Below are 19584 nucleotides of genomic sequence, written 5' to 3'. Positions count from 1 at the left end.
AAAATATGAGAAAAAATTCATTGGTTTTGCTAGTTTTAAGTCTTTTGTTAATTTTATCAGGTTGTACTGAAGGAACAGCAGGTACTAGTAATTCAGATGGAGATGGAGATTCTTCCACCTCAACTAAAGATAGTCTTGTTATTGCCTTTGAAGCTGATGCTGGAACCCTCATTGCTAACTCAGATGTGAACTATGTGACAGATACACAAATTCGCAATATTTACGACCCTCTAATTGATAGAGATGGACAAAGCGGTGAATTCGTTCCTGTACTTGCTGAAGAGTGGAAAAATGTAGATGAACTGACTTGGCATTTAACATTAAAAGAAGGAGTTAAATTCCATAATGGAGCGGACTTTGATGCAAATTCGGTTAAGTATAGTATTGATTATATTTTAGATGATGCAAATCAATCATTTTATAAATCTAGATGGGTAGATGTGGAAGAAGTAAAGGTAGTTTCACCTTTTGAAGTAGAAATCAAAACATCTAAGCCGTTTCCAAGCTTAATCCAACGTATTACGGAAGATTTACTGATTATGGAACCTGGATATGTGGAAGAGGTAGGGACGGATGAAGCGGCTAAGAAACCAATAGGAACTGGAGCTTATAAATTTGTAGAATGGTCTCGGGATAATTATTTGAAATTAGAAGCCAATGAAGATTATTGGAAAGGAACTCCTGAGATAAAAAAATTAGAGTTCCGCTATATTCCAGAGTTCAGTTCTCGTCTTTCTGCCTTTTTAAGTAACGAAGTGGATATGTTCAAAAATATACCAGTGGATTCTGTAGAAAAAATTGAAAGTGACGATGATTCGAAAGTTGAAAAGGTTCCATCAGCTCGTATTAACTACCTTGCCTTAAATACATTCTATGATGGTCCATTAAAAGATGAAAAGGTTCGTCAAGCATTGAATCATGCTGTTGATGTCGATGAACTAATAGAAGCGGTGTTAAATGGAAATGGTACAAAAATGACAGGTCCTCTGGCAGTTATCAATACGGGCTACATTGAAACAGAGGGATATGAATTCGATCCTGAAAAAGCGAAAAGTTTACTAAAAGAAGCTGGATATGAGCCCGAGTCTTTAACATTAACGCTAGATACACCGAATGGTCGTTATCCGATGGATACTCAAGTAGCTCAAGCCATTGCTGCTCAATTACAACGAATCGGAGTGAAAGTCAATGTTCAAGTAAATGAATGGGGTGCTCACTTAGAGAAAATTAGAAATAGAGAAATGAAGGATATGTTCATACTAGGATGGGGTCCTGCATTTGATCCACAATCCACTATTGAAAATCTCTTTACAGAAGTAGCACCATATAGTGGTTTTTACGATGAAGACATCGAAGCGAAAATTTATGAAACAAATGCATTATTTGATGAAGAAAAACGATTCAATGGATATGCTGAGCTTCAAAATGCTTTAGTGGAAAAAGCTGCGTGGGTTCCATTATGGCAGCAGGCTGACTTATATGCTGTAAGAAAAGATTTGAACTTTAAGCCTCGTGTAGATGAAAAAATACAAGCCTTTGAAATGTCATGGAATTAAAAAACTATAATAACGGCTAATAGGTAAGGAGGGTTTCAATCCTCCTTTTCTCCTTAAGAATACAAGAAATATAGGTTACGAGAGGGAGGTAACGTATGCTTGATTTTGTGATTAAAAGGCTAATTCAAGTTGGGGTTGTTGTTTTATTGGCACTTACAGTTGTATTTTTTTTGATAAGACTATCTGGAGATCCGACTGCGCTGTTCTTACCTCCTGATGCACCAAGGGAACAAATAGAAGAATATAGAGAAAAATTAGGATTTAATCGTCCTATCTATGTTCAGTATGGAGATTTCATGGTAAATGCTGTTCAAGGAGACTTTGGTCAATCTTTACGAAGTAGAGAGGATGCATTGCCTTTAGTATTAGATCGATTGCCGGCTACTTTCCAATTAGCTATATCTGCATTAGTTTTATCCTTATTGATTTCCATACCACTTGGCGTTCTATCGGCATTCAGAAGAAATTCTATTTTTGATCGAATTGCTGTCGCCTTTACTGTACTTGGACAAGCCGTACCAAGCTTTTGGCTAGGTCTGTTGCTTATATACTTTTTTGCGGCTCAATTGAACATGCTTCCATCTGGTGGGGCGGGTTCTATCACTCACTTATTACTGCCGATGGTGACTCTTGCTGCTTATAGCGTGGCAAGATTTACACGCTTCACGAGGTCTACCATGCTGGATGTACTCAGAAAAGATTACATTAGAACAGCTAAGGCATCTGGAGTGCCTACTATTAGATTAATAGGGCGTTATGCGCTTAAAAATTCTCTCATTCCAATAATTACACTAGTGGCTCTTGATCTAGGAACTTTGCTTGGAGGAGCCGTCATTACCGAGGTTGTATTTGCTTGGCCGGGAATTGGAAGATTGTTAATGCAGTCGCTTATGAATCGAGACTTCCCAATAGTTCTGGCTGGAGTATTTATCATAGCCCTAATTTATGCAGTGATTAATTTTATTGCAGATGTGTTGTATGCATATGTTAATCCGCAAATTCGAGTGAAGTAGGTGAGATTATGACAGTTAATATTCCAAAGGTAACTCATACAACCCAAGCAATAAAGGTCAAGAAACAATCAGCTGTAGTTACGTTTTTCTCTAATTTACTAAGAAGTTGGACAGGAATGGTCGGATTTCTTATCATGATTCTCTTGCTATTTATCAGTATTTTTGGTCAATGGATAGTACCTTATGATCCTCTTCTTGCGGATTTCAGTAAGAAATTATTACCCCCTATGACGGATGGACATCTTTTAGGGACAGATCAGTTAGGACGAGATATTTTTTCTAGAATTATTCTTGGTGCCAGAGTGTCCGTCATTATCGGCTTAACAACTGTGCTAATCGCAGGTACTTTCGGAACAATTGTAGGAATTATTTCTGGTTATTTCAGAGGTTGGGTTGATGTAATTTTAATGCGGATTGTAGATGTTCAATTAAGTTTTCCTTTTATCCTGTTGGTATTGGTCATAAATGCGATTATTGGGTCAGGCCTTCGTAATATCATTATTTCACTAGCAATAGGGGGATGGGTTATATTTGCTCGCGTCATTAGGAGTGAAGTTCTTGCACTTCGTGAAAAGGAATTTATCACTGCTTGCGTAGCGACAGGCGTATCGAGAACTGGAATATTGTTTAAACATATTCTGCCAAACTTGTTTACTCCTATTATCATTCTGTCCTCCCTTCAAATTGGTACTTATATTATTGCCGAGGCATCTGTAAGCTTCTTGGGGTTTGGAGTACAACCACCTGAACCCGCATGGGGGAACATGCTAAATGAAGGAAAAGATTATATATTCAGTTCATGGTGGTTAATCACATTCCCAGGAATCGCTATTATGATCACGGCTCTCGGTGTTAACCTTTTTGGAGATTGGCTTCGTGATACATTGGATCCGGAATTGAAAGGTGAATAACAAGGAGGGATGATTATGTCAGATAAGGTTCTACAAGTGAACGACCTACGAATTCGTTTCAGAAATGGTAAGGAGACATCTCAACCTATACGAGGAGTCAACTTTCATGTGAAAAAAGGAGAAACATTGGGAATTGTTGGTGAGTCGGGGTGTGGAAAAAGTGTGACTTCTCTTTCGGTTATGGGACTTCTTCCAATAAAGACAAGTGAAATCGTCTCTGGCGAAATCCTATTCAATAATAGAGATATCTCTAGATTGAAGGAGAAAGAATATCGTAAACTTCGTGGCAACGAAATTTCGATGATTTTTCAGGAGCCAATGACATCTCTGAATCCTGTATTTACAATTGGTGAACAATTGAGTGAACCATTAAGACAACATAAAAAAATGTCAAAGTCAGAAATCCGTAACAATATTATTGCTGTGCTAAAACAGGTTGGTTTACCAAGAGCAGAACAAATAATTGACGAATACCCTCATCAGCTATCCGGTGGCATGAGACAAAGGGTTATGATATCTCTTGCACTCTTATGCCATCCAAAGCTTATGATTGCTGATGAACCGACCACAGCCTTGGATGTAACAATTCAAGCTCAGATTCTAGAACTATTAAAAGAGATTAAAGTAAAAAATGAGATGAGTTTAATGCTAATCACCCATGATTTAAGTGTGGTTGCTGAAATGTGTGATCGCGTAGTAGTCATGTACGCTGGAGAGGTAGTGGAAGAGGCAGAGGTAAATGAATTATTTGATAGACCTTTACATCCTTATACGCAAGGACTTATGAAATCTCTACCCTCTAATAATGAACGAAAGAGCAAATTATTTTCAATCGATGGTCAAGTACCAAAGCCCTCTGAGATAGGGGAAGGCTGTGTATTTGCAAATAGATGCCCATTTGCCTTTGAGAAATGTTTTGCGGAAACACCACCTGCGTTCAATCGGGGAAAACATATTAGCAAGTGTTGGCTACAGGACCCGGCAGTTAAGGAGGTCATGCAGAATGAAGAACGAAGTATTGTTAACAGTTAAAAACTTGAAAAAGTATTATGAGATATCTCAAGGAATGTTTAAGGAAAAAATCGTTGTAAGGGCTGTAGATGATGTGAACTTTACCGTTATGCGGGGAGAAACTTTTGCATTGGTAGGAGAATCTGGCTGTGGTAAATCAACTACAGGCAGAACAATTTTAAGGTTGGTCGAACCTACAGCTGGGGAAGTAGTTTTTAAAGGTACAAATTTGGCGTCACTACCATATGAGCAAATGCGGTCGCTTCGAAAACAGATGCAGATGGTATTCCAAGATCCATATGCTTCCCTGAATCCGAAAAAAACGATTTTGCAAATATTGATGGAACCATTAAAGGTCCATAACAAATTTGATAAAAAAGAAAGACTGCGCAAAATCATAGCAATGTTAAAAATCGTCGGACTTTCCGAATATCATCTAGATAGATACCCACATGAATTCTCAGGAGGGCAAAGACAGCGGATTGGGATTGCACGTGCGGTCATCCTTCAGCCCGATTTTATCATTGCAGATGAACCTGTTTCAGCGCTGGATGTTTCTGTACAGTCTCAAGTTATCAACTTGATGCTTGAGCTACAAAAGGAATTTGGATTGACCTATTTATTTATCTCTCATGACTTAAGCGTGATTCAACATATGACTGACCGTGTAGCTGTCATGTACTTAGGAAAAATCGTTGAAGTTGCTGATACAGAAGATTTGTTCCGAAATCCGAAACACCCATATACACAAGCACTGTTATCCGCTGTTCCAGTGGCACATCCTAAAGAAGAAAAAAAACGAATTATACTAAAAGGGGATGTTCCTAGCCCGGCGAATCCGCCATCTGGCTGTGCATTCCATCCAAGATGCCCATTTGCTCTAGAAATTTGTAAAACTAAAATGCCAGAACCAACAACATTTGAAAAAGGTCACACGGCAAATTGCCATTTATATATAAAAAACGAGGAGGAAATTGAGTATGTTACTAGCTATTCCTAAAGGTGAGTTTCAAGAACGTCAGCAAAAATTCTTTCATAAATTAACGGAGAAAAATTGTGATGCTGCAGTTATTTTTTCAGTAACTGATATCTTTTATTTAACAGGGTTTCACTTTCATCCGACAGAACGACCAATTGGATTGTTCATTGACCCAAGTCAAAAGGTTCACTTATTCTTACCGGCATTAGAGCATGAGCATGCAGAGGAATACGGTATAGTTGATCACGTTCACTCTTATCCGGAGTATCCAGGAATCAAGCACCCGATGGAGTATCTAAAAGAATTATTACTTCAATACGGCTTTGAAAACAAAACAGTTGGTTATGACTCTCTCGGTTATGGTTCTTCCATGGGATATCGAGGACAATCGATTGACCAACTGATTTCAGTTAAAGAGTTTGTATCTTTAAAATGGGTTATAGAGGAAATGCGCTATGTCAAATCTGACAAGGAGATCGAGTTAATCAAAGAATCATGCCGTTGGGGAAATTTAGCTCATCGCTTACTGCAAAAATATACGAAAGCTGGGTTAAGTGAAATTGAGATTACTAGTAAAGCATCTATGGAAGCGACGATGGCAATGATTGAAACGTTGGGTTCTGAATACAAGCCACATGGCCAAACAGCTTATGCAATTTTTAGAGGACAAATTGGACCTGAGTCAGCTTTCCCACATGCCGTCACTCAAAACCTTGTCCTTCGAAAAGGAGATACGTTGGTTACTGGAGCCGCTGCAGATGTCTTTGGCTATAAGAGTGAGTTGGAACGTACCATGTTTGTTGAAGAGGTATCTAATGAACAAGAAAAGTATTTCCAACACATGTATGAAGCGCAGGATGTTGCACTTTCAGCGATTAAACCAGGCATTCCATATTCTGCAGTAGAAGCTACAGTCCAAAAGTATTTTAAAGAGGCAGGCATCACAGAATTAACAAGTCACCACACAGGTCATAATATTGGGTTGCTTGGTCACGAAGCACCATTCTTTGATTTAGGTGATCATACAGAAATCAAACCAGGCATGGTAGTTACAGTAGAACCTGGAATTTATGTGAAGGGGATAGGTGGTTTCAGACATTCGGATACAGTCCTAGTTACGGATAGTGGTATAGAAATGCTAACTTATTACCCAAGAGATTTAAATTCTCTCATTTGTTAATCAAGTAATAACCTGACATGGCTAACTGTTTTTCGATCATCCAAAAAAGTTAAGTGAAATGAGGTTAATTGATTGAAATTATTTATTTCTGCAGATATCGAAGGAATCGCTGGCGTTGCGACTATTCAGCAGCTTACAACAAATGCTGAGTATCAGCGGTTTCGAAAGTTAATGACAGCGGAGGTAAATGCTGCTGTTAGAGGCGCCTATAAAGGTGGGGCAAAGGAAGTTGTCGTGGCTGATGGTCACGGAAATATGTCTAACATTCTAATAGAAGAGTTGGATCCAAGAGCTCGATTAGTGTCAGGTAATAATCGTGTCATGTGCCAATTAGAGGGGCTCGACAATACATTTGATGGAATCATTTTTATTGGGCATCATGGAAGAGAAAGTGCTTCACATGCAGTAATAAGCCATACTCTTGCTGGAATATGCGTTAAGGAAATGAAAATCAACAATCAGATTGTTGGAGAAACCGAAATGAATGCCTTGGTTGCAGGTAGTTTAGATATACCTGCCCTCTTCATCAGTGGGGATGATCAATATGTGGCCGAAGTGAAAGAGACATTGCCAGACATAGAATCAGTGATAGTCAAATTTGCACGTGATCGCTTAGCAGCAGAATTAATACATCCTGAGGTGGTACAAAAAGAAATCGAGCAAAAGATTGCTTTTTCTCTTACTAGGATTAACAATATTAAACCGTTAAAAATAGAAGGTCCGATAACTTTTGAAATTGAATTTAAAGGCCCCCAACAAGCAAAAATGACAACTACACTACCAACGGTTCAAATGATCAGTCCAACAAGAATTAAGTTTACGTGTGAAGATATGGTTACCGCTTATAAGCATATGTGGGGATGTGTAATTATTGCAATTGCATCTACTAATGGAGTACTCGGAAGCGTAAATGCCTGATAAAAAGTATTACATGTAAGAAAAAATTCTGACCATAGACTTTTGTCTTTATTAAATAGTTAAATACCAAATAACACTCACCTAATGAAGGGTGGGTGTTATTTGTATCTTGTTGTCCCTGTGTAAGAGACAATTCTGAATTGTTTCTTACACAGGGAAGGTAAAACTATTCATTTTCCCGTTTCCCAATCCCCTCAAAGATCATCGTAACAAGTACTTTAATTTCTTCGACAATATCCAATTTATTTTGGAAGATGATCCAGTCGAAGACGGTGGCTCTCATGCATCGAGTCAAGTTATGGAGCAATTGCTCTTTTTCCCATGCAGAAGTGAATTCCCCTTTTTCAAGCCCTTCATCGAGAAAGCTTTCTATCAATTTGTAAATGCGGCGTTCGGGGTCCACTAAATAGTGCTTCTCATCCATCGTACGTGACAGCGCACTTGTATAGACTGTTCTTACAAAATCTACTCCTAGTTCGTCACGTAAATATTTCATCTGCTCTTGATAAGCCAGGATGATTTTTTCTTTTACCGTACAAGCTGGATGTATTTTTTCATAGAAGCTCTCGTAAAAATTATCGATATCTTTGAATTTAACTGCGAAGACATCATATTTTGAATTGAAATGTCTGTAAAACGCGCCTTTTGAGACATCGCATTTTTCGGCAATTTCATCAATGGTCACATTATCAAACCCTTTTTTATCAAATAATTCAAGGGCTGTATCTAATAATAGCTGGCGTGTTTGCTGCGCTTTGATCGCTCTTTGGGAAGATGGTTTCATCTATCTACACTCCTTTATTAATTGAAACTAACATATTTTCTAAATAATACAAGGACTATTATTAGAATTTCAGAACTAAAAATATAAAAATCAGAAAATAGTAAATTTACTGTTTACAAATAAAATTCTTTCTATTATCATTTAAGATACTAAAGTATCTGACTTTGGTATCTCAAATCTTTGAATGCTTAAAGGGGAGCAGGGGGAAGAAGATGGTTATTGCGTTTATCGGTTTTTTTCTGGGGTTAGGGTTACTTATGTATTTCACCATGCGGGGGATGAATATTATCTTCGCAGCATTGATTGCTTCCATTGTAGTCGCTTTGACAAATCATTTGTCTTTAGAGAAAGCGCTTACAGAAAATTATATGACGGGATTCACCGGCTATTTTGCTAGTTGGTTCCTTGTATATTTGCTTGGGGCAGTATTTGGAAAAATCATGGAAGAAACAGGTGCGGCTAATTCGATTGCCAATTGGGTGAAACGGGTAATTGGTGCAAAGCACGCCGTTTTGGCAGTTGTCGTCGCTTGTTCGGTTATGGCATACGGTGGAGTGAGTGTGGCAATTGTGGCATTTGCTGCTTATCCGATTGCTTTATCATTGTTCCGGGAAGGGAATATTCCTCATAGATTTATCCCGGCAGCGATTGTTTTCGGATCGATTTCATTTACGATGACTTCACCAGGGTCACCAGAAGTGCAAAACTTAATACCAATGGAGTTTTTCGGAACGAAGCCGACTGCTGGTGGCTGGATTGCAATAGTCGTAGCGATTTTCATTATTATAGTAGGAAGTTATGCAATGAAGTTTATGGTGGACCGTGCCATCAAAAACGGTGAACAATTTGATGCACCTCAAGTGGTCATGGAGAACTTAAGTAAACTTGAGGCAGTAGAGCGTAATTTGCCGCCAGTATTCTTTTCTATTTTACCACTTGCACTTGTGGTCATAACGCTGAATATAAGCGCGCAGTTCATATCCTCGGTCGGTGCTGCTTTGTTAGGATTGTTTGTCGGCTGCGCAGTTGGGCTAGGTACGATGTATAAATACACCGATCAATACCGGGCGATGTTCACAAAAGGTGCTGAAAATGCCGTCATTGCTACTGTAAATATTTGTGCGGTGGTCGGTTTCGGAGCTGTAGCCCAGCAAACGCCGACTTTTCAAATGATTGTAGATGGCCTTGTCTCACTTCCAGGTATGGAATACATCGGGCTAGCAGTAGCGGTTACGGTGATTGCTGGAATCACAGGATCTGCTTCAGGAGGACTAGGAATAGCGCTTCCGATTTTGGCTCCAATTTACAATGTACAAGGCTTGGATCCAAACGCTATGCACCGAATCTCAGCACTTGCTTCTGGTGGTTTGGACTCATTGCCACATAACGGGTATATCGTAACGACGATTCGGGCAGTCAGCAATGAAACCCATGACCGCGCTTACAAACCAATCTTTGTGATTAGCGTTGGTGTATCGCTCGTAGCACTTGCATTAGCAATTATCTTATATTCAATCTTTTAAAAGGAGTGGAATAAATAATGGAAACAATCGGTTTTATTGGACTAGGCAATATGGGATTGCCAATGACAACTAATTTGATCAAGGCTGGCTACACCGTTTATGGAATGGATGTTAAAGAAGAGATACTGCAAAAATTTACGGAAATTGGCGGTAAAGTTGCGAAGACAAACGCTGAACTTGCGGCACAGACAAAAGTGATTATGACTAGTCTTCCAACACCTCAAGTGGTGGAAGCGATTTATACAAATCCAGGTGGATTAATCGAGACTGCGGCACCGGGGACTTTATTGATAGACTTCAGTACAGTAGATCCGAAGCTAAATGATGATATTGCGGCTCTTGCTAATAAAAACGGTCTGCATTATTTAGGAGCTCCAGTAAGCGGCGGTGTTATCGGAGCAGTTCAAGCTACCTTGACGATCATGGTTGGTGGAACAAAAGAAAACTATGAAAAAGCACTTCCACTATTAAATGTATTGGGCAAGAATATTTTCTTGCTTGGCGATTCACCGAGTGTCGGCACTCGCATCAAATTGCTGAACAACTTGATGATCGGCTTTTATACAAAGGGTGTCGCAGAAATGCTAGTGCTGGCAGAAAGTGTTGGATTGTCCCTCGATAAAGTTTATGAAATCTTAAATGTCAGCTATGGACAAAGCAAAATCTACACACGTAATTATGCGGAGTATATGAAAAATGAAGATTACCAGCCAGGTTTCTCCATCGATCTTTTACTAAAAGATATGCGCCTTGCACAGCAAATGGCTGTCCAAGGAGAAGTGAATCTGCCAGTGACCAATCAATTGATAGAGGAATATGAACAAATGTCTCAGGATGGGTTCGGACATCTAGATATCTCAGCAGCTTATTTATCAGAAGCCAAAACAAATAAGAAGGAGGAAGTACTATGACAACCATACAAGAAGTTCAAAAACTATCCCACTTTATCGGAGGTAAAAAAGTCGAAGGAACAAGCGGCCGTTTTGGCGAAGTGTTCAATCCATCAACTGGAGAAGTAATTGCAGGTGTGCCTCTTGCAACAGCAGAAGAAACCAAACAAGCAATCGAGCTTGCAAAAAAAGGTCAGGTAGAATGGCAGGCGAAATCACTCGCTAAAAAGATGGAAGTGGTATTAAATTTCCGTAACTTGCTGTATTCTCGACAAGATGAATTAGTTGATATTGTTTGCTTAGAAAGTGGTAAAACGAAAGCGGATGCGCTAGGAGAAATCACTCGTGGATTGGAATCAGTGGATTTGGCGTTAAGCGCACCTCATTTATTGAAAGGCGAGTATTCTGTCAACGTAGGTGGGAATATTAATGCTTTCTCAACCAAGTCACCTTTGGGCGTAGTAGCAGCAATAGCTCCTTTTAACTTTCCTGTAATGGTGCCTGTTGCAATGACCTCCATGGCAGTTGCAGTAGGAAACTCGGTTATCTTGAAGCCATCTGAAAAAGTGCCACATTCAGCGCTTTTCATCAGTGAACTATGGGCAGAAGCTGGGCTACCTGAAGGCGTATGGAGCGTAGTCAATGGAGACAAGGAAGTTGTGGATGAGTTGCTGAAGAATGAAGATGTCAGTGCGATTTCATTCGTAGGATCTACTCGAATTGCTGAATATGTATATCAAACAGGCACTCAGCATGGAAAACGCGTTGCAGCATTCGGAGGTGGGAAGAACCATATGATCATCATGCCAGATGCAGATCTTGAGCAGGCTGCCACTGCATTCTTAGGGGCAGCATATGGAGCCGCTTCCCAACGCTGCATGGCCATCTCAACAGCAATGCCAGTAGGAGAGGAAACAGCAGAGAAATTTGTTTCCATTCTAAATGAAAAAGTCAGAGCATTAAAAGTCGGTCCATACACAGACGAACAAGTCGATTTTGGTCCAGTCATCTCAAAAGAAGCGAAACAAAATGTATTGTCCGAAATAAACAATAGTATTGAAGAAGGTGCATCATTAGTTATTGATGGACGCAACCCAGAAATCTGTGAAAGTTCGGAAGGCTATTATCTTGGACCAACTTTGCTAGATAACGTTACACCAGACATGAAAATCTACAAAGAAGAGGTTTTTGGACCAGCACGCATCGTCGTACGTGTACCGTCACTTGAAGATGCCATCGATTTGGTCAACAAGCATGAATTAGGTAATGGAGTTACGATCTACACAAACAGTGGAGCTGCATCCCGTAAATTCACTAGCGAAATCGAAGTGGGCATGGTCGGTGTCAACGTGCCAATTCCAATCCCTGTTGGCTATTATAATTTCGGCGGCTGGAAAAGTTCCAAGTTCGGGGAAGGTCATATGTTTGGACCGGATACAGTTCGATTTTTCACGAAAAACAAAACTATTTCGGAACGCTGGCCAGAAGATCAGTTGGAGCAAGCATCTTTCTCATTCCCAAGTAATTAATTTATAGAATCCAGGACATTTTGATGTCCTGGATTTTTTGCGCTGTATACTTCCCTGTGTAAGGAACTATTCTGATAATTCACGAAAGTCTCCTATCCTTTCTATAGAACGCTACTAATACCAATATTGTATGCCTTCACTTTTCCTAGGTCATTTCCACTATTTATTAGCAATCCAATATAAATTAAATTTGTTTAACAGCGCTATTATACTAGATGTTACCTCATTAAATGATTAACTATATTTATTCTTAGGTCTTAAGGCATGAGTACATAGACTTCCCATTATTATGTCGTTTATAATAGAATAAAGTTGAAATTGAAAGATGGAATAATTGGAAGATATCGTAATAAAAGGGAGAGGCATAAGGATAAAATATCTTGTTATATTAGAAATGACATATGATAAATTCCATTCACTTCTGTATAAGAGATTAGGAGACATACATTTTGCGCAATGAGAGCGATGCTAATCCTATCATCTCTGCTTTCTCTAGGACATGGATTATTACCCAATTAAAACAAAAGAAAATGATTTTTGAAGACGTACCGATTGTATATAAAACTAGACATCAAGCAGTACAGTACGTATGCATTATTACTAGAGGGAGTAGTGGGAATAATGCTTGTCTATTATTGTCACTTTTATAGGAGGTTCATTATATGTTTTTTCTATTTTTAATTTTGTTATCCTGTATTCCCTTATGTATTGGAATTACGATACTTGTTTTATTCAAAAACAATAATCTATCCAAAATTATCTTTATGTTCCTTTTGTTATCCTCATTCTGGCAATTAGATGTTGCCTTTTTGTATTCGTCTACTATTTTTAAAGAAGAGACCATTGAGATCTTTTTCAAGCTCTTTCGATTTGGGTCTATTATGATACCGCCCACGATCTTTTATGTAGCATATATAATTGTTCATGAGATGTTGGCAAATGACTTAAAAAAGAAGTGGCGTTTTCTGATTAATCGTACTACCGTTCTATTATTCTATGTGATGGCTTTGGTTGTTTATATAAGCGGATGGAGTAATAAGGGGGTTAGTGGATTAGAAGCTATACATAATGGTTCCACTATATATTACTTTCCTGTTTATGGAGAGCTATCATGGTTGTTTCATTCTAATATTCTTTTATTTGTACTTAGTATGATTCTCTGTTTTTTAATAAGTTTACAAGTAAAAGACAAGAGTATGCGTTCTTTTTTAGTTTATTTTAATATCTTTGCTTTCACTGCATACGCAATAGGAACTTTAAATATGTTCCCAGCGACAAGATTATACCCAAGTTCTATTGCGATTTTACTCTTTGCAATTTCTCTTTTAATTCTGTCGAGCAGAATGTATCTAGAAATAGTAAACAAGATGAATATGAAGCTGTCTGAGCAAAAAAATTTTCTGTTTCAAGTTATCGATTTGAACCCAAACTACATTTATGCTCAGGATGAAAATGGTCGATATACTCTAGTCAATCAATCATATGCGCAGTTAATGGGAATGAAAATTCAAGATATGATAGGGAAAACGGACGATGACATTCAGCTAGATACTTGTGTAATAAGACAAAATGTTGATCAAAAGAAGATAATCCTCAAGCACACAGAAAAACTCTTTATAAAAGAGGAAATCGTCACAGCCAAATCAAGAGATGCCATATGGTTACAGACTGTTCAAGTACCAATCAATATTAATGACAGCTCAGGATCACTTGCTGTTTCAATGGATATTACCGATCGAAAGCAACATGAAAATGAAATTATGTTCCAAGCCAATCACGATATCCTAACAGGGTTACCGAATAGAAGAATGTTTAATGAGGATTTAACTAACTTTCTTGAAAAAGCTAAAATGGAGAACAGTAAGAATGCGATTATGTTTATTGATTTAGATCGCTTTAAATATATAAATGATACACTCGGACATGATGTAGGTGATCTGCTATTAATCGAAGTTACAAAACGTTTAGAAAACATACTGAAAAATAGACATTCTGGTGCCAAAATTTATCGACTTGGAGGCGATGAGTTTACCATTATACTTCCGCATCATAATGAGGAAGCTAGTGAAACTTTTGCAAAAGAGTTGCTGGAACAATTTAAGAATGGCTTTTGGCTCGATGGCAGTGATTACATTATTACACCAAGCATTGGGATTAGTATCTTTCCAACTGACGGAGATGACGCTAATACATTGATAAAACATGCAGATATCGCAATGTACCATGTAAAAGAAAGAGGAAAGAATGACTTTCAATTGTTTACACACGAAATGCATCAGAAACTTTACAGGAAAATGATGATTGAAAAACAATTACGAAGCGCATTAGATAATGAAGAATTTGAACTTTATTATCAGCCTATTATAGATTTAAATAACAATGAAATAGTAGGCATGGAATCTCTTATTCGCTGGAATAACGAAACACTGGGACAAGTTCCACCAGATGAATTTATTTCCATTGCGGAAGAGACAGGAATGATTATTCCGATAGGTCACTGGGTACTGAATACTGCAATAGAACAAAATGCTCGTTGGCAAAAGGCGGGTTACAAGCCTTTAACCGTAAGCGTTAATGTATCTGTAAGACAGTTACTCGAACCAACTTTTTTAGTGAAAGTGAAAAACGCTATCGAAAAATATGGACTCCCTGCATCCTATATTGTGTTAGAGATTACAGAGAGTATTGCGATGTATGCAGAGGTCATGGTTGAAAAGTTAGATGAATTAAAAGCGCTCGGTATAAGTCTATCAATGGATGACTTTGGAACAGGATACTCTTCGTTTAGCTATCTGACAAAATATCCACTTGACTCATTAAAAATCGATAATTCATTTGTGATTAGTATGAGTCAAGACGCTGAGAATAAAGCCATTGTAAAAACAATCATAGCGATAGCTAAGCAACTAGATTTGAAAGTCATTGCCGAAGGGGTGGAAGGAGTAGAAGAATATAATTTCTTGGCTGCGAATTGCTGTGATTTTGCGCAAGGCTATGGCATCAGCCGTCCACTACCTGCAACTGATTTTGAAGATAAATGGCTTACGAGAAGTGAATTACACTTAAAACCGGTAAAGAATGAAGGCTAGGAGACCAATTAGAGTAAGCTACTTTCTTATTTCCGAGATTTATCCCGCATTAACGGGCAGTAAGACTCCCACTTCAAGATTTAAGAAAAACGAAAAGATAATAGGGAGTTCAACTGCCCGTAAAAGCCCGATTGGTTTAACTAACAATCAGTGGGGATGAAGACCCTCCACTGATTGAAGTTTCACTTTATAGGATCCAGGACATTTTGATGTCCTGGATTTTTTTAATGAAGGAAGATTCATATACCTTACAAAGAGCAAAAAGGTATTGTTGTGGATGTGCGAAATTTGATAAATTTCAATTAAGATAGGTAGATATAGAGTAACTTAGTGTATTCTATAGTTAAAAGAATTTTCGTATAATAAGGGTTTTAAAGGGGGAGAGACGATGAACTGGGAGCAAAATGTGATTAATTCGATTAATGAAGGAGTAATGGTTGTTGACACGGATTTGACAATTACTTTTGCCAATAAAGCAGTCAATTCCATCGGGTTAAATCATGAAAAAATAATCGGGAAAAGTGTGTTTGATGTTTTTCCTAATTTAATAGATAGCAAAAGTACTTTTCAAGAAGTGATTAATACGGGAAGAGAGATTAGTAGTAATCAGGTAACATTTTTAACTTATAGGGGGGAAAGAAAAACGACTTTGACTTCTACCTATCCTATTATGAAAGAAGGAGTTATAGTTGGTGCCTACGAAGTATTTCAAGACTTTTCTGCACTTCAAAATTTGAAAGAACAATTAATGGATTTACAAAAAAACAGGACAGATTATCAAAACAAAATAGATAACAAAATTAATAATTTTGAGGAGAATTTCCAATATTTTATTGGTGAAGATGAAACTATTTTAAAACTAAAAAACCAAATAAAGCTGCTTGCAAACTCTCCATCTCCGATTTTTATATATGGTGAAACGGGGACAGGTAAAGAGGTAATCGTTCAAAACATCCATCATGCTAGCTCGAAAAGTATCCCTTTAATCACACAAAACTGTGCTGCTATTCCTGATAATTTATTGGAATCCTATCTTTTCGGTACAGTAAAGGGAGCTTATACAGGCGCATTAGATAAGGAAGGACTATTTGAAATAGCGAATGGCGGTATTTTGTTTTTAGATGAAATAAATTCATTGTCAAAAAGTTTACAAGCAAAATTGCTTCGGGTTATTCAAGATCAAAAGGTAAGAAGAGTGGGAGGAACAAAAGAAATTCCAGTAAATGTTCGCATCATTGCGGCGACAAACGTTCACCCAAGAGAATTGCTGGCCAATAAGGAATTTAGAGATGACTTATATTATCGGCTATGTGTATTGAATATTGAACTTCCTCCACTGAGAAACCGAAAAAGTGATATTCCTCTTCTGATAAATCATTTCATCGCTCACTTTAATGAAAAATTTGGGAAACGTATACAAGGTATGTCTAATGAGGCAATGGAATATTTAATGGATTATTCATGGCCAGGGAATATTAGAGAGTTAAAAAATATGATAGAGCGATTACTCAACATGGTACAAACAGACTGTATTGAAAGGAAGGATATACAGCTAACTGACTATCTTCAATTGCTATCCACAAATGGAGATAACAATAATGTACGAGAGAATTATCATAAAGTAAGCTTTAAAGAAGAAATAGAGAAAAAAGAAAGACAGCTTATTATGGAAGCATTACAACAATCGACGGGGAATATATCGCAAGCTGCTAGAAGTTTAGATATACCACAACAAACATTAAGCAATAAAATAAAACGATACAGATTGGAATCGCATATCCATAAAATAAAATTACTCAAATATGAGTAATTACTCAATATTTAATAAAAAATTGAGTAAAACTGATTTACTAACACTGATGAATATTCATTATCAGTGTTTTTATTTTTGGCACGCTTCTTGCAATATATTAAGTAAACAGAAAAAGGAGAGAATGACAATGAAAAAATATGAATACTCAATCTTACCAGAATATGCTCCACTATATCCAAAGCTGCCATATCGCTATGAGGAATATGAAAAAGTGAGTGTTTATTGTCGAGGAGATAAAGAAAAAATGCAGAGACTTTTACCTAAAGAGTTTACTGTGACAGATGATGTATTTGAAGTTTTTCTATTAAGAAATAACAAAATTGAAGGGCTGGATAATTACAATGAAGGAGGATTAATCATTCCATGTTCATACAAAGACATAAACGGAGCTTGTATGTCTTTTGAATATGTAGACACGGACGATGCTTTATGTGCAGGAAGAGAGATTTGGGGTTATCCCAAAAAAATAGGAGAAATTGAATTTAATGTGGACGGTGGCAAAGTTTCCGGTAGTGTTAGCCGTAAAGGTAAGAAAATAATTGATGTAACGTTTGAAGAAACCGGAGAAGCATTCGAACAACCAAATTTGTTTCCAAGACTTCAAGTGAAAAGATTTCCACATGTAGAACATGAAGGAACACATTTGAATACCATTTTGAAAAATGAATTTTATGATGCAGTAACAAAAAAGCAAGTTACAGGAAAAGCAACATTAAACTGGGAAGAATCATTGGACGATCCATTAGCATCATTAGGGGATGTAGAAGTAGTGGGTGCTATTTACTTCGTTGGGGGCTATACACTTTCTTATGGAAAAGTAATTGATGAACTTTAAGAAATAAATTACAGGGGGAAAGTAAATGGAGAATGCGGGTTTAGTTTGGTTTTTGTATGTTATCGTTCCTGTCATAGGATTTATTTCTACATTTATTCTTGCAAGTCGTGCACAGAATAAAGGTGATGCAAAATGATGCTTACAGTTTTTGTTGTTTACTTAGCTGTTGTTTTTGTCATCGGGATTATGGCTGAAAGACGTATGAGTAAGAGTGAAGAAGGTTATTTTCTAGGAGATCGAAATTTTGGACCATGGGCGACAGCAATTAGTGCGGGTGCTACAGATACGAGTGGATGGATCTTTATAGGAGCAGCTGGGTATGCATATACTGCTGGGATTTCAACGATGTGGATGCTGCCAGGGTTTATTGTAGGTTATCTAATTAACTGGTTTGCTGTAGCTCCCCGTCTTCGTAAAGAAGGCGAGGAACTCGGTGCGTTAAGCTTAGTAGATTTCTTTAGTTTGAAGTTAAAAGATCGCACGAATATGATTAAGATTGTAGCAAGTATTATCGTCATTATTTTCTTTACTGCTTATTTAGCATCTCAATTGACAGCAGCAGGGAAAGCACTGAATTCTATTGTAGATTTTGATTATAGCTGGGGATTAGTTTTATCGGCGGTGTTTGTATTAGGTTATTCAGTTTTTGGCGGATATAATTCTGCAGTGTTGACGGATCTTTTCCAAGGATTGCTCATGCTAGCAGTACTATTATTATTCCCAGCCTATATGATTTTCTTTGAATTTGGCGGTCCAGTGGAGTTCTTTCATATTCTATTTACACTTGATCCAGTATTACTTTCATATGCAGGAGGGGCAACAGGCGCCGCTGCTTTTGGAATTATTGTCGGGTTGGTCGGATTTGGGTTAGGAGAACCGGGACAACCGCATATTGTTCAACGTTTCTTATCAGCAAAAGATGATAAAACGGTTAGACAGGCTTCTTTAATCGCAATGTTTTGGGTAGTTGTTGTAATGATGGGTTCAAATTTACTCGGTCTTATTGGAAGAATATTAATACCTGATTTAGCAGATGCAGAATATGTATTTCCAACTTTGGTAGGGGATACAATGCATCCAGTTATTGCTGGGGTTGTAATTGGAGCTATTTTTGCAGCTATTCAATCCACTTTTTCTTCTCAATTAATGACCGTTACACAATCTTTTGCTAGTGATTTATTAAAAGTAATAACAAAGAGAACATATACAAATGAACAAATGATTAAAATTAGTCGTATCACTATGTTAGTTTTCGGTATTATCGCTACAGGAATTGCATTAATGGATATACAAGCAGTATTTGAACTTGTGCTATATGCTTGGGCGGGACTCGCTGCGAGCTTTGGAACGGTATTGCTATTAGTTTTATATACAAATTTGGTAACGAAATGGGGAGCTGTTTGGGGGATGATCACAGGTACTGTGGTGACTATGGTTTGGATTAATACACCTTGGGTCGCTTATATGTATGAACTTATCCCAGCAGCAATAGTGTCAGTTATTGTCATTTTAGTTGTGAGCAAATTTACAAAAGAAAAAGAATTGTTGTAAAG

16 protein-coding genes are annotated in these 19584 nt (G+C 37.6%); 15 read left to right on the top strand and 1 reads right to left on the bottom strand.

The genetic code is table 11. The features are described from left to right. The first annotated feature begins 5 nt into the window (after positions 1-5). The 7 genes from FG382_RS14850 (at position 6) to FG382_RS14820 (ending at position 7568) form a co-directional block, all read left to right on the top strand. Positions 6-1556 carry an ABC transporter substrate-binding protein gene (locus tag FG382_RS14850; protein ID WP_142539673.1) on the top strand — a complete coding sequence of 517 codons (1551 nt, stop codon included), beginning with the start codon at positions 6-8 and terminating at the stop codon, positions 1554-1556. Between the two features lie 95 nt (positions 1557-1651). Further along, entirely contained in the window at positions 1652-2569 is a 918-nt protein-coding gene (locus FG382_RS14845; protein ID WP_142539672.1) for an ABC transporter permease, read from the top strand. A gap of 8 nt (positions 2570-2577) precedes the next feature. Next, positions 2578-3480: an ABC transporter permease gene (locus FG382_RS14840; RefSeq protein ID WP_142539671.1), complete on the top strand. Its 903-nt coding sequence runs from the start codon at positions 2578-2580 to the stop codon at positions 3478-3480. A 15-nt stretch (positions 3481-3495) separates the two neighbouring features. After that, positions 3496-4512: an ABC transporter ATP-binding protein gene (locus FG382_RS14835; protein ID WP_142539670.1), complete on the top strand. Its 1017-nt coding sequence runs from the start codon at positions 3496-3498 to the stop codon at positions 4510-4512. After that, on the top strand, positions 4484-5491 hold the full coding sequence (locus FG382_RS14830) for an ABC transporter ATP-binding protein (RefSeq protein WP_142539669.1): 1008 nt from the start codon (positions 4484-4486) through the stop codon (positions 5489-5491). Before FG382_RS14835 ends, FG382_RS14830 begins: the two co-directional genes overlap by 29 nt. Next, a complete protein-coding gene (locus FG382_RS14825) occupies positions 5472-6650 on the top strand; it encodes a M24 family metallopeptidase (protein ID WP_142539668.1) in 1179 nt (392 codons plus the stop codon). The genes FG382_RS14830 and FG382_RS14825 overlap by 20 nt, the downstream gene beginning before the upstream one ends. Before the next feature lie 72 nt (positions 6651-6722). Continuing rightward, complete coding sequence (locus FG382_RS14820; protein ID WP_142539667.1) at positions 6723-7568, top strand: M55 family metallopeptidase; 846 nt, start codon at positions 6723-6725, stop codon at positions 7566-7568. A 166-nt stretch (positions 7569-7734) separates the two neighbouring features. Here the strand turns inward: FG382_RS14820 and FG382_RS14815 are convergent, their stop codons facing one another. Continuing rightward, entirely contained in the window at positions 7735-8352 is a 618-nt protein-coding gene (locus FG382_RS14815; RefSeq protein ID WP_142539666.1) for a TetR/AcrR family transcriptional regulator, read from the bottom strand. Positions 8353-8564: 212 nt separating this feature from the next. On the opposite strand from FG382_RS14815, the gene FG382_RS14810 reads away from it, so the two are divergent. The 8 genes from FG382_RS14810 to FG382_RS14775 all read left to right on the top strand — a co-directional run bounded on the left by FG382_RS14810 (position 8565) and on the right by FG382_RS14775 (position 19582). Then, a complete protein-coding gene (locus tag FG382_RS14810) occupies positions 8565-9875 on the top strand; it encodes a GntP family permease (RefSeq protein WP_142539665.1) in 1311 nt (436 codons plus the stop codon). A 17-nt stretch (positions 9876-9892) separates the two neighbouring features. After that, a complete protein-coding gene (locus tag FG382_RS14805) occupies positions 9893-10786 on the top strand; it encodes an NAD(P)-dependent oxidoreductase (RefSeq protein ID WP_142539664.1) in 894 nt (297 codons plus the stop codon). Further along, the gene (locus tag FG382_RS14800; protein ID WP_142539663.1) at positions 10783-12294 is read left to right on the top strand and encodes a CoA-acylating methylmalonate-semialdehyde dehydrogenase; all 1512 of its coding nucleotides are present in this window, start codon (positions 10783-10785) and stop codon (positions 12292-12294) included. Before FG382_RS14805 ends, FG382_RS14800 begins: the two co-directional genes overlap by 4 nt. A gap of 449 nt (positions 12295-12743) precedes the next feature. Continuing rightward, positions 12744-12944: a hypothetical protein gene (locus tag FG382_RS14795; protein WP_142539662.1), complete on the top strand. Its 201-nt coding sequence runs from the start codon at positions 12744-12746 to the stop codon at positions 12942-12944. Between the two features lie 12 nt (positions 12945-12956). Then, complete coding sequence (locus FG382_RS14790) at positions 12957-15383, top strand: sensor domain-containing protein (protein ID WP_142539661.1); 2427 nt, start codon at positions 12957-12959, stop codon at positions 15381-15383. Positions 15384-15771: 388 nt separating this feature from the next. Continuing rightward, the gene (locus FG382_RS14785; RefSeq protein WP_142539660.1) at positions 15772-17193 is read left to right on the top strand and encodes a sigma-54 interaction domain-containing protein; all 1422 of its coding nucleotides are present in this window, start codon (positions 15772-15774) and stop codon (positions 17191-17193) included. Between the two features lie 130 nt (positions 17194-17323). Next, positions 17324-18031: an acetoacetate decarboxylase family protein gene (locus tag FG382_RS14780; protein WP_170206538.1), complete on the top strand. Its 708-nt coding sequence runs from the start codon at positions 17324-17326 to the stop codon at positions 18029-18031. Positions 18032-18163: 132 nt separating this feature from the next. Continuing rightward, positions 18164-19582 (top strand): sodium/proline symporter, encoded by a 1419-nt coding sequence (locus tag FG382_RS14775; protein WP_142539658.1) that lies wholly within the window; start codon positions 18164-18166, stop codon positions 19580-19582. Positions 19583-19584 lie beyond the last annotated feature (2 nt).

The organism is Psychrobacillus lasiicapitis (genome assembly GCF_006861795.1).
Classification (GTDB): Bacteria; Bacillota; Bacilli; order Bacillales_A; family Planococcaceae; genus Psychrobacillus; species Psychrobacillus lasiicapitis.
Note: the sequence above shows the minus strand (reverse complement) of the source record. Positions and strands in the feature narration are given on the sequence as shown.